At 69.7% G+C, this 11,573-nt stretch carries 8 protein-coding genes; 4 read left to right on the top strand and 4 right to left on the bottom strand.

The annotated features are described in order from the left end of the window. Window positions 1-73: 73 nt before the first annotated feature. Both AC1RRW_RS18545 and AC1RRW_RS18540 read right to left on the bottom strand, forming a co-directional pair. Entirely contained in the window at window positions 74-1,048 is a 975-nt protein-coding gene (locus AC1RRW_RS18545; RefSeq protein ID WP_492902626.1) for a KpsF/GutQ family sugar-phosphate isomerase, read from the bottom strand. Between the two features lie 68 nt (window positions 1,049-1,116). After that, window positions 1,117-1,248, bottom strand: a complete 132-nt coding sequence (locus tag AC1RRW_RS18540) for a hypothetical protein (RefSeq protein WP_492902625.1) — start codon at window positions 1,246-1,248, stop codon at window positions 1,117-1,119. A 278-nt stretch (window positions 1,249-1,526) separates the two neighbouring features. Here AC1RRW_RS18540 and AC1RRW_RS18535 point away from each other — a divergent pair, with 278 nt between their 5' ends. Beyond that, window positions 1,527-3,035 carry an outer membrane beta-barrel protein gene (locus AC1RRW_RS18535; RefSeq protein ID WP_492902623.1) on the top strand — a complete coding sequence of 503 codons (1,509 nt, stop codon included), beginning with the start codon at window positions 1,527-1,529 and terminating at the stop codon, window positions 3,033-3,035. Between the two features lie 42 nt (window positions 3,036-3,077). Here AC1RRW_RS18535 and AC1RRW_RS18530 read toward each other — a convergent pair whose 3' ends face one another. Next, entirely contained in the window at window positions 3,078-4,910 is a 1,833-nt protein-coding gene (locus AC1RRW_RS18530) for a M3 family oligoendopeptidase (protein ID WP_492902630.1), read from the bottom strand. A gap of 225 nt (window positions 4,911-5,135) precedes the next feature. Here AC1RRW_RS18530 and AC1RRW_RS18525 point away from each other — a divergent pair, with 225 nt between their 5' ends. The 3 genes from AC1RRW_RS18525 to AC1RRW_RS18515 all read left to right on the top strand — a co-directional run bounded on the left by AC1RRW_RS18525 (window position 5,136) and on the right by AC1RRW_RS18515 (window position 10,662). Next, entirely contained in the window at window positions 5,136-6,623 is a 1,488-nt protein-coding gene (locus AC1RRW_RS18525) for a sigma-54-dependent transcriptional regulator (RefSeq protein ID WP_492902622.1), read from the top strand. A 113-nt stretch (window positions 6,624-6,736) separates the two neighbouring features. Beyond that, window positions 6,737-8,665: a L,D-transpeptidase family protein gene (locus AC1RRW_RS18520; RefSeq protein WP_492902620.1), complete on the top strand. Its 1,929-nt coding sequence runs from the start codon at window positions 6,737-6,739 to the stop codon at window positions 8,663-8,665. A 167-nt stretch (window positions 8,666-8,832) separates the two neighbouring features. Next, window positions 8,833-10,662 (top strand): peptidoglycan L,D-endopeptidase MepK, encoded by a 1,830-nt coding sequence (locus AC1RRW_RS18515; protein WP_492902618.1) that lies wholly within the window; start codon window positions 8,833-8,835, stop codon window positions 10,660-10,662. 134 nt (window positions 10,663-10,796) lie between these two features. Here the strand turns inward: AC1RRW_RS18515 and AC1RRW_RS18510 are convergent, their stop codons facing one another. Beyond that, on the bottom strand, window positions 10,797-11,411 hold the full coding sequence (locus tag AC1RRW_RS18510; protein ID WP_492902617.1) for a glutathione S-transferase family protein: 615 nt from the start codon (window positions 11,409-11,411) through the stop codon (window positions 10,797-10,799). Window positions 11,412-11,573 lie beyond the last annotated feature (162 nt).

The raw sequence follows: 11,573 nt of genomic DNA, 5'->3' as shown, positions 1-11,573 counted from the left end.
CCTCGTCTCACCAACCGAATGCGCAAACTACCTCAAAAACGCAGGATACGCTTCCGTGTAAATGAAGCATGCTCTAGGCGACGCCCAGCGTCAGCAGATCGTGGACATGCACCAGTCCGACCGGGCGATCGGCTGAATCGGCCACGATCAGCGCGGTGATGCGCAGGCGGTTGACCAGCTCCAGCGCCTCGACCGCGAGCGCGTCCGGCGCGATGCGGCGCGGGCTCGGCGACATCACGTCGCGCGCCAGCCTCGCCGCGACGTTGCCGGCCGTCAGCTTGCGGCGCAGGTCGCCGTCGGTGATGACGCCGGCGAGCTTGCCGTCGGGGTCGATCACGATGGCGCAGCCGAAGCCCTTGGCCGAGATCATCGCGACGACGTCTGGCAGGGCTGCCGTCTCGCCGACGAGGGGCAGGTCGGCGTCGCGGTGCATGATGCTCTCGACGGTCTTGAGCTGCGCGCCGAGCTTGCCGCCGGGGTGATAGACGAAGAAATCCTGCGGCGAGAATCCCCGCGCCTCCAGCAGGGCGACCGCGAGCGCGTCGCCGAGCGCGATCTGCATCGTCGTCGAGGTTGTCGGCGCGAGGCCGTTGGGACAGGCCTCTTCCGCTTTGGGCAGGACGAGCGCGACGTCGGCCTCGCGGCCGAGGGCGCTGTCGGCGTTCGCGGTCAGGCCGATCAGCCCGACCCGGAAGCGCCGCGTATGGGCGACGATGGCGGCAAGCTCGGCCGTCTCGCCAGACCAGGACAGCGCGATCACCACGTCCTCGGGCTGGATCATGCCGAGATCGCCATGGCTGGCCTCGGCCGGGTGGACGAAATGCGCCGGCGTGCCGGTCGAGGCGAGCGTCGCCGCGATCTTGCGCGCGACATGGCCGGACTTGCCCATGCCGGTGACGACGACGCGGCCGCTCGCAGCCCGGATCAGCGCGACGGCGGCGGCGAAAGGCTCGCCCAGGCCGTCGGCGAGCGCCGAATGGAGCGTGTCGAGCCCGGCGCGCTCGGTCGCGATGGTGCGGAGCGCCGAGGCGCGGATATCGGTCGTCATGGCAGCGCCTCTAGCACGGGGGCTGCCGCCTTCGCCAGCTTCGGCCGTCGCCGCAGCCTTCGAGGTGTTCAACCCCGTTCGCGCCGTCCGTAGAAAAAACAGCCGGCGATCAATGCGGCGCCGAGCAGGGTCGTGCCCCAGACAATGATCTGAGGGCCGATCGGGCTGCCGAAACAACTGTAGAGCCCGATGTAATCCATCTGCCAGCAGTACTTCGCGGGCTCGTATAGCCGTAGGTCCGCGCCATCGTACCGTTGAAGAACAGAAACACGCCGGCAGCCAGAACAAGGCACTTCGCCATATCAGCGCTCCCATGATCGGCATGACCATGCCCTGTCGCCGAAGGTGAGACAATGTGGCCGCGCGGTGCCGTGCGGCCAGCTCATTGACGGCCCGTTAACCGTCTTCGTTCTAACTCCGTTAACCATGCGCGCCATCCCGGTGCGCATCAGCCTTTGCCTGGGAGCGCCGTCTCCGCTTGTCCCGCCGCGCCATCCTCCTGCTGCTCTCGGGCGTCGCCCTGGCGAGCCTTGCGCCGGCCTTGGCGCAGGGCCAGCAGGCGCGCGGGGTCGGGCTGCGCAACACGACGCCGGCCTATGTGGCGCAGCAGCCGGCTCCAACGCCCCCGACCACGCCGCCGGACGCGACGAAGGAGCCCGCCGCGCTGATCCAGAACCAGGCTTCGGTGATCTCGCGCCGCGCCCCGCCGCGCGCCAGCCGCCCGGTGCAGGCGCGCAATACGCGCGGCGTGACGCAGCGCCAGTTCCGCGCGCCGCAGCCGGTCGTCGCCGGCCTGCCGCCTGCGCCCGAGCCGCCACCGCCGCGCCGTCGCCCGGTTACGGAGGAAGATCCCTACGCCGCGCTGGGCTTGAGGCTCGGCGGCGTCACGCTCAAGCCCTCGGTCACTAACTCGATCGGCCAGGATTCGAATCCGCAGCGCATATCCGGGCCGGCGCGCAAGAGTTCCGGATTCAGCCGGCACGAGGGCGAGCTCGAGATCCAGTCCGACTGGAACGTGCATGAGCTCAAGGGCAAGCTGCGCGGCGGCTACAGCGAGTTCTTCCGCGACAGGGACGCCTCGCGCCCCGACGCGGAGGGCAATCTCGATCTCAGGCTCGACGCCAGCCGGGACACCCGCATCCTGCTCGAAACGCGGGCCAGGCTCGATACGCAGCGGCCCGGCTCGCCCGATCTGACCGCTTCCGTGAGGGGCCGGCCGCTGACCTATCAGTACGGCGCCTCGGCCGGGGTGACGTATGACATCAACCGCCTGCAGATGACCCTGCGCGGCTCGGTCGACCGCAGCGACTTCGAGGATGCGCGACTGTCGAGCGGGGCGAGGCTGAGCCAGCGCGACCGCAACCAGACGCAATACGGCGTCAGGGTGCGGGTCGGCTACGAGCTGACGCCCGGGATCAGGCCCTTCGTCCAGGGCGAGGCCGACACGCGCCAGTTCGACCAGAGCGTCGACTCGTCCGGCTACCAGCGCTCCTCGGTCGGGCTGACCGGGCGCGTCGGCTCGACCATCGAGATCAGCCGCCAGCTCACCGGCGAGGCCTCGGTCGGCTATCAGGACCGCGCCTATGACGATGCGCGGCTGAAGAACCTGCGCGGGATCGTCGGCGATGCCGCGATCCTGTGGACGCCGACGCCGCTGACCACGGTGACGCTGCGCGGCGCGTCGGAACTGGGCGACACCACCATCCCCGGCTCGTCGGGCACCACGGCGCGGCGGGCGACGCTGGAGATCGCGCACGCGCTGCGCCGCAACCTCATCGTCACCGGCTTCGGCAATTTCGGCCGCACCGAATATGACGGGCAGGGCCTGCGCGAGGATTTCTCCAGCATCGGCGCACGGGTCGAATACAAGCTGACGCGGACGTTCTCGGTGCGCGCGAGCTTCACCCATGAGCGCCTGAATTCGACGGCGCAGGGCGCGGACTACACGGCGAACATCGCGCAGGTGGGGCTCAGGGTGCAGTTCTGAGCGGACGGAGCCCCTCTTCCTCCGGGAGCGGGTCCCCGTGCCTTACTCCATCCCTTCCAGCTCCGCGATCATCCCCTCGATCATCGTCAGCCCGATCTGCCAGAAGGCCGGATCGCGCGCGTCGAGGCCGAAGGGGGCGAGCAGCTCGGAATGATGCTTGGTGCCGCCGGCCGAGAGCAGGGCGAAGTAGCGCTCCTGGAAGCCCTCGGCCGAGTTCTGGTAGACGCCGTAGAGCGAGCTCACCATGCAGTCCCCGAAGGCGTAGGCATAGACGTAGAAGGGCGAATGGATGAAGTGCGGGATGTAGCACCAGAACGGCTCGTAGCCGGGGCCGAGCCTGATCGAAGGGCCCAGGCTCTCGGCCTGCACGCTCATCCACAGTTCGCAGAGGTTCTCAGCCGTCAGCTCGCCGCCCTTGCGCGACTCGTGGACCTTGCGCTCGAAGGAATAGAACGCGATCTGACGGACCACCGTGTTGATCATGTCCTCGACCTTGGCCGCCAGCATCGCCTTGCGCTGCTGCGGATTGACGGTCTCCGAGAGGAGCTTGCGGAAGGTCAGCATCTCGCCGAAGACGCTCGCGGTCTCGGCCAGCGTCAGCGGCGTCGGCGCCATCAGCGCGCCGTTCGGAGCGGCCAGGACCTGGTGGACGCCATGGCCAAGCTCGTGGGCGAGCGTCATCACGTCGCGCGGCTTGCCCTGATAGTTGACCAGCACATAGGGGTGGGCGGAGGGCACGGTCGGATGCGCGAAGGCGCCCGGCGCCTTGCCGGGCCTTGCCGGCGCGTCGATCCAGCGCTCGTCGAAGAAGCGCCGGGCGATGCCCGCCATCTTAGGCGAAAACGCGTCATAGGCCGAGAGCACCGTGTCGCGCGCCTCGGTCCAGGGGATCGTGCGCTGCTCGACCTTGGGCAGCGGCGCGTTGCGGTCCCAGAAATCGAGCTGCTCGCGGCCGAACCACTTCGCCTTCAGCCTGTAGTAGCGATGCGAAAGCCGGGGATAGGCGGCGCGTACGGCCGAGACCAGGGCATCGACGACCTCGCGCTCGACGCGGTTGGCGAGATGGCGCGAATCCGCGACATCCTCGAACCTGCGCCAGCGGTCGGCGATCTCCTTGTCCTTGGCGAGCGTGTTGGTGATCAGCGCGAAGGTGCGCAACTGGCCGCGGAAGACCGTGCCAAGCGCCTCGGCCGCGCTCTTGCGGACCTCGCCGTCGGCGTCCTGCAGCCGGTTGAGCGTCAGCTCCAGCGTCATCTCTTCGCCATCGACCGGGAAGCGCAGCGAGGCGATGGTTTCGTCGAAAAGGCGGTTCCAGGCGGCGCGGCCGGTCATCGACTTCTCGTGGAACAGCTCCTCGATGCGGTCATCGAGCTGGTGCGGCTTGTCCTTGGCGAGGTCGTCGAGCCAGGGCTTCCAGTGCGCGAGCGGCGGCTTGGCCGAGATCTGCGCCATCGTCGCGGCGTCGATGCGGTTGAGCTCGAGCCCGAAGAACAGCAGCTCGGTCGAGAGCGTGGTTATCTTGTCCTGCGTGTCGCCATAGAACTTGGCGCGTTCCGGGTCGGTGGTGTCGCCGGAATAGACCAGGCCGGCATAGGACATGATCTTGCCGATCAGCTCTTCGAGCTGCTCGTAGGCAGCGACGGCCTCGGCGAGAACGGCGCTGGCGTCCGGGCGCTGCGCGATCGGCGAGAGCTTGCCGCGGTAGAGCGCGGCGAAGCGCTGCGCCTCGGTGGACGCCCGTTCGAGATCGGCGGCGAAGCCCGGCGCGTCCATCGACGGATAGAGATGGCTGAGATCCCATTCGGGCAGGGAGCCCAGCGCCCTGGCCGTCCGCGCCGCGGCATCCGGAGCGGCATGGGCTGCGCCAGGGGGCATGCCCGGGCGGGAGGAAAGGGTCGTCATGGATCTGGCACCTTCGCTCGAGGCGGGTCGTCCTCCCATATGCGGCGTCGCGGCGGTGCGGGCAACGGAAGATCGCGTCCATCGGCGAGCCCTGCGCTTAAGCGCGGCTTAACGGTTCTGGCCGAGGATGATCCAGAACGGAACAGCGGCGCGATTCGGCCCGCTCGCTTCCTCGCTCAGACTGGCCTTCGAGGTTTCATGACCGCTACCATCCTCGTCATCGACGACGATCCCGTCCAGCGGCGGTTGCTGGACGCCATGCTCAAGCGCTTCGGCTATGACGTCGTCGCCGTCGAGAGCGGTCAGGCCGCCGTGGCGCTGCTCCGCGGCGAGGATGGCGCGCGTTTCGATGCCGTCGTGCTCGATCTCGTCATGCCCGATCTCGACGGCATGGGCGTGTTGGCCGTGCTGCGCGAGCGCGGCATCGGGACGCCGGTGATCGTCCAGACCGCCAACGGTTCGATCGAGACGGTGGTTCAGGCGATGCGCGCCGGCGCGGTCGATTTCGTGGTCAAGCCGGTCGGCGCCGAGCGGCTGCAGATCTCGCTCAAGAACGCGCTGAAGCTGGGCGCGCTCGAACACGAGCTGCGCCACATCAAGCGCCGCGCCTCCGGCACGCTCGGCTTCAGGGACCTGTCGACCAAGAGCGCCGACATGGCCCGCGTCGCGCGATTGGCGGAACGCGCCGCGAAGTCGAACATCCCGATCCTGGTCGAAGGCGAATCCGGCGTCGGCAAGGAGGTTCTGGCGCGCGCGATCCAGGGCTCCAGCGACCGCAAGGGCAAGCCCTTCGTCACGGTGAACTGCGGCGCGATCCCGCACAATCTCGTCGAGTCGATCCTGTTCGGCCATGAGAAGGGCGCCTTCACCGGCGCGACCGAGCGCCATATCGGCAAGTTCGTCGAGGCCAATGGCGGCACGCTCTTCCTCGACGAGGTCGGCGAACTGCCGCTCGACGCGCAGGTCAAGCTGCTGCGCGCCATCCAGGAAGGCGAGGTCGATCCGGTCGGCGGCAAGAAATCGGCGCGCGTCGACATCCGCATCATCTCGGCGACCAACAAGAGCCTGCTGGAGCAGGTCAAGCAGGGCGCTTTCCGCGAAGACCTCTACTACCGGCTGAATGTGTTTCCGATCACGCTGCCGCCCTTGCGCCAGCGCCGGGAGGACATTCCCGATCTCGCGCGCGGCTTCCTCGCCCGCTTCGCGGCGGAGGAGGGCAAGCGCATTCGCGGCATCGCGGCCGAGGCGACGAGCCTCCTGTCCGGCTATGACTGGCCGGGCAATGTCCGCCAGCTCGAGAACGCGATGTTCCGCGCCGTCGTGCTCGCCGATGGCGACGAGCTGACGGTCGCCGAATTTCCGCAGATCGCGGCGCAGATGGACGGCTTCGACGTCCGCATCCCGCCGGCGCCCGCGCAGGCGGTGCGCGAATCTCAAGGCGAGCCCCGCATCATCCAGGTGCCGGTGCGCGACCCCAACGCGATCGAGCTCGTCGCCGGCTCCGACATGCGCAAGCTCGACGATCTCGAACGCGAGATCATCACCTTCGCGCTCGCCCATTACCGCGGCCACATGTCGGAGGTGTCGCGCAAGCTCGGCATCGGCCGCTCGACGCTCTACCGGAAACTCAAGGATTACGGGCTGATCGAAGGCGAGTCCGCCTCCGACGCCTCCGACGCCGCGTAGCCGATGTTGACGCGGTCGAAAACGGGCGGCTGTTGCAGAGCCGCATCTTGTCGAAACAGGCCGATTCACGCAGGTATGGCGCGGATTCGGCGACAGTTCCGGGGATAGCGACCATGCGTCTTCGCCATTGGGCGAACTCGGCCTCGGCCCTCTGCCTCATGCTCGGCGTCTCCGCCGCAGGCGCGCAGCCGCTTCCCGCGACCGACCCGTCCACGGGCATCGCGCTGCCGGAGCCGCCGGCGCTGCTGCTGCTCGACGACGAGAAGCCGGGGCCGGTCATCGCGCCGCCGGCGCTGCCGGAGGCCGTCGTCACGGTCGAGGCCATGCCCGCCGCTTCGGAAGCCGGGATGGTGACCGGCACGGTCGCGCCCTCCGCGCCGCCGTCGAACGGCCTGTCGGGCCTGTCCCGGCCAGCGAGCGCCACGACATCGCCCGGTGTCGTCGACGAGCCGCTCGCGCTCGACATCCCGACCGTCGAGATGCCGCCGGCCGACCCCGCGCTCGAGCCGGCTCCGATGCCTGAACCGCCGCGCTCCGCCCAGCCGGAGCCCTTGCTGATCCAGCCGCCCGACCTTCCCGCCGTCGTCGTGGCGCTGCCGCCCGCATCCGGGTTCGCCGCCGACATCGCCGCACGCGCCACCGAGGCGCTGGCGCTGCCGCGCCTGGCCGAGCGCGAGCGGGCCGAGATCGTCGCGGCCTATGCCGCCAACCAGAACCGTCCGCTCTGGATCGACGGGCGCGGCTGGAGCGAGGCTGGCAAGCGTCTCGTCGCCCGCCTGGAGCGCGCCGGCGAGGACGGTCTCAGGCCGGCGGACTATACCCTTCCCGCGTTCGAGGTAAGCGACAGGAGCAGTCTCGCAGAGGCCGATGTCAGGCTCTCGGCGCTGGCCGTGCTCTACGCCCGCGATGCGCGCGGCGGCCGGATCGACCCGCGCCGGCTTTCCAAGCTGATCACGCCGACGCTGTATCTGCCCTCGGCGACCGAGGTGCTGTCGGAGCTCGCTGCCGCCTCCGATCCGGGCAGCGTGCTCGGCGACTACAATCCGCCCCATGAAGGCTATCGCCGGCTCAAGGCCAAGCTCGCCGAGCTGCGCGGTCATCTCGACGACACGTCGCTGGTGCGGATTCCGCCCGGCCCGGCGCTGAAGCTCGGCATGCGCGACGAGCGCATGCCGCTGGTTCGGGCGCGGCTGGGGCTTGGTCCCAGCGAGGAGCCGGTTTTCGACCGCCCGACCGCGCTGGCGCTGGCCGATTTCCAGAAGAAGGCCGGCCTCCCGGCCAATGGCGTGCTGAGCCCGCAGACGCTGGCCGCGCTCGGCGCGCCCGCCAGCGCGCGCGGCGAGCTGGACATCGTCGCCCAGATGGAGCGCTGGCGCTGGCTCCCGCCCGATCTCGGCGCGACGTATATCATGGTCAACGTGCCGGAGTTCCGGATGCGCGTGATGCGCGAGGGCGCGCTGGCGCACGAGGCTCGCGTCATCGTCGGCAAGCCCGATGCGCCGACGCCGATCTTCTCGCACAGGATGGACCACGTCGTCGTCAACCCGTCCTGGTACATCCCGCCTTCGATCATGAAGAAGGAGATTCTTCCGGGGCTCGCCGCCGACCCCGACTATGCCGCCAAGCGCGGCTACGTCGTGACGCGCGGCAAAGGCGGCGGCATCTCGGTGCGCCAGCCGCCGGGCGAGCGAAACGCTCTCGGCTGGATCAAGTTCATGTTCCCGAACGACCATGCGGTCTATCTGCACGACACCCCGAACCGCCGCCTTTTCGCCAGCGAACGGCGCGCCTTCAGCGCCGGTTGCGTGCGCGTCGACAACCCCTTCCTTCTGGCCGATCTCGTGCTCGGCCCGGAATGGACACAGGAGAGGCTGCGCCGGCTGATCGGCTCGGGTGAGCGCCGGATCAATCTGCCCTCGCCGCTGCCGATCCACCTCGTCTACAACACCCATGTCGTCGGCGCGGACGGGCAACTGACCACTTTTGAGGATATCTACGGCTTCCACCGGCTGGTGCGGCAGGCGCTGGAGCAGCGCGGCTGAGGCCGAGTCGGCAAGGTTTCGCCATGATCCACGGCTAGCGAGCCTTCCGTGGAATTTTCCGTGGCGTCATGCTTGCCGGCTTGGTAACCTGCCGTTAACGCTTCTCCGCAACTGTTCGTTCACGTTCATCGCGCCGCCTCCCGGCGCAGCGAGGCGGGTCAGTCATATTGGGCAGGTCTTCAGACACACGGGCGAAACCTGACGCCTTCGGCTCGCGAGCCGCAAGGACGCGCAGGGCGCTGCTGCGCCTGACCCGAAGCAAAGGTCTGACCTGCGGCCTCGCGCTGGCGGCGCTGGTGCTGGGCGTGCGCGGCACCCAGGACGCCGTCGCCAATGGCGACACCCGCACCATCACGATCAGGCACATGCACACCAAGGAGGACACGACCGTCACCTTCAAGCGTGACGGGCGCTATGTCGCCGAGGCGCTGGAGAAGCTGAACTGGGCGTTGCGCGACTGGCGCCTCGACGAGCCGATCCGGATGGATCCGCGCCTGTTCGACATTGCCTGGGAGGTGCATCGCCAGGTCGGCTCCGACCAGCCCTTCTATGTCGTCTCGGCCTATCGCTCGCCGGGCACCAACTCGATGCTGCGGCGCCGCTCGCGCGGCGTCGCCAAGTACAGCCAGCACACGCTCGGCAAGGCGATGGACTTCTATCTGCCCGACACGCCGACCGCCCGCATCCGCGAGGCAGGCATGCGCATGCAGCGCGGCGGCGTCGGCTTCTATCCTGGCGCGCACACGCCCTTCGTCCATATGGACGCCGGCTCCGTGCGCTCCTGGCCGCGGATGACGCGCGACCAGCTCGTCAGACTCTTCCCGGACGAGAAGACCGTGCATCTGCCGGCCGACGGCCAGCCTCTCGCCGGCTACGACCTGGCCAAGGCCGACGTGCTCTCGCGCGGCGGCTCGGTCGCGGGCTATGCGGCGGCCGATCTCGACGAGGGCGCGATCATCTCGTCCGGCCGCAAGAGCCTGTGGGCCTCGCTCTTCGGCGGCGACGAGGAGGAGGCCGACGCCAGGCCGACGGGCGGACGCGCCGGGCCGCCCAAGCCTCAGCCCACCGTCATGGCCTATGCCAACAACGGCGCCTTCGTCGACAGCAACTCGTCGGACGGCGGCCGCTTCGCGGTCGCCTATGCGCCGCCTGCGGCGGAAGCGCCGGCGCGGCCCGTGCGGGGAGCCACGCGCCGGCCCGAACCGGCGCCGGCCTCCGCCGAGGCCGAAGCCGCCGCGGCTGCACCTGCCGCGCCCGCGCCGGCCGTGGTCGACAACCGGCCCAAGCTGATCGACGCGCCGTTGCCGCAGGCCCGTCCGCGCGGTCTGACCCTGCCGGAGCCCCCTGCGGCGCCGGGCGCTCCCGTCCAGGTCGCGGCGTTGCCGGCAGGCGGCGGCGCGCTCGCCTTCGCGCCGCAGACGCCGGCGGCCGACCAGAAGCTCGTGCTCGCCTCGCTGCCGCCGCGCCGACCGGGCGAGATGACCGCATTGGTCGAGAGCATCGTATCCGGCAAGCCGATGGCCGCGCCGCTGCCGCCGCAGCGCCCGACGGAACTCGCGGGCGCGATCCCGCCCGGCTTACGGCTGTCCTCGGCCGAGGCCGCGCCGCCGGCCGTCGAGGGCAAGCTCGTCACCATCACCCATCCGCTGCCGCCGAGCCGGCCGCGCACCGGCCCTGCTCCTGCCGCCGTCGCCGAGGCCCCCGCGACCGCGCCGGCCTCGCGCGTCGCCGCGACGCCTGCCGTGGCGCAATACGACTCCGACCGCTCGAATCTCGATTCGCTGTTCGCGGCGGTCTCCCGCACGCCGCCCGCCGAGGGCCGCACCGTCACGGTCGCGCGGGCGAAGGCCGCGCCCCCTGCCGGCAATGCGACCATCCACGCGCCGAGCCCGGCCGCCGCGCTCGGTTTCAGCCACGCCGAGCCGAGCGACGCCAAGACCGGCTCGTTCTCCGGGCCGGCCGTGCGCCCGCTGCCGACGAACTTCGTGCAGAATTAGCCATGCGCCAAGGCGCTCTGGTTTTGATCCGGGATCCATCATGGGGCGACCACATTGCTCTATGATGGATCCCCGGTCGGCGCTTCGCTTGCCCGGGATGACGACGTGTTTCCGAGCGAACTCATCGGCTTGCTCTACGGCTCCTCCCGGTCGATCGGCCAGTGCCTGAAGACGCCCAGCGCCTCGCAGGCTCTCGCCTGCGCGGCCAGCGCCGGCCAGCGCTCCTCCGGCGCGAATTCCGGGATGACGAAACGGCAGAAGCCCCAGGCTATGGCCGCGGCGATGTCGCCCGGGCGGAGGACCGGACCGGAGCCGAGCGCGCCGGTCTTCGCGGCGTCCTCCAGCAGGTCGAGCGCGGTGTCGAGCTGGGCGACGATGCGTTCCTGCCAGGGGCCGTAGCGCCGAGCCTCGGGACGCTTGCGTTCGTACTCGATCGAGACCGCCTTGTCGGCGGCGACGATGCCGATGCCGGTCAGGCTCAGGTCAAGGGCGCGGGCGGCCGGCTCCGCCGGCCTGAGCGAACGGCCTGCGACATCCTCCATATGCTGGATGATCAGGTTGGAGTCGGTGATGACCGCGCCATCGTCGGTGACCAGCGTCGGCGCCTTGATCAGCGGGTTGATGGCGCGGAAGGCGTCCATGTGCCGGAACACCGAAACCGAGCGATGCTCGAAGTCGAGCCCCAGCAGCGTGCCGGTGACGGCGGCGCGGCGGACATAGGGGCTGTCCAGCATTCCCACGAGCAGCATGGCGGTCTCCCATTGGCGATCGCGCGACAGTGCCAAGCGAAGACGGCGAAGCCACGCGAATTCGCGTGATTTCACGCATCACGCGGCGTGATGGCGCGGCGCTCCAATCAGCCGGGCCGGCGATATCCCTTCCTGCCCGCTGCCGAAAGCGCTAGCCTGCCG

Source organism: Allobosea sp. GW821-FHT12C12, assembly GCF_058807355.1.
Note: the sequence above shows the minus strand (reverse complement) of the source record. Positions and strands in the feature narration are given on the sequence as shown.

Coding starts and splice junctions, on each gene's coding strand:
- AC1RRW_RS18530 (WP_492902630.1), bottom strand. CDS start 4,910: ATGCCCCCTGGCGCAGCCCATGCCGCTCCGGATGCCGCGGCGCGGACG.
- AC1RRW_RS18510 (WP_492902617.1), bottom strand. CDS start 11,411: ATGCTGCTCGTGGGAATGCTGGACAGCCCCTATGTCCGCCGCGCCGCC.
- AC1RRW_RS18540 (WP_492902625.1), bottom strand. CDS start 1,248: ATGGATTACATCGGGCTCTACAGTTGTTTCGGCAGCCCGATCGGCCCT.
- AC1RRW_RS18525 (WP_492902622.1), top strand. CDS start 5,136: ATGACCGCTACCATCCTCGTCATCGACGACGATCCCGTCCAGCGGCGG.
- AC1RRW_RS18545 (WP_492902626.1), bottom strand. CDS start 1,048: ATGACGACCGATATCCGCGCCTCGGCGCTCCGCACCATCGCGACCGAG.
- AC1RRW_RS18520 (WP_492902620.1), top strand. CDS start 6,737: ATGCGTCTTCGCCATTGGGCGAACTCGGCCTCGGCCCTCTGCCTCATG.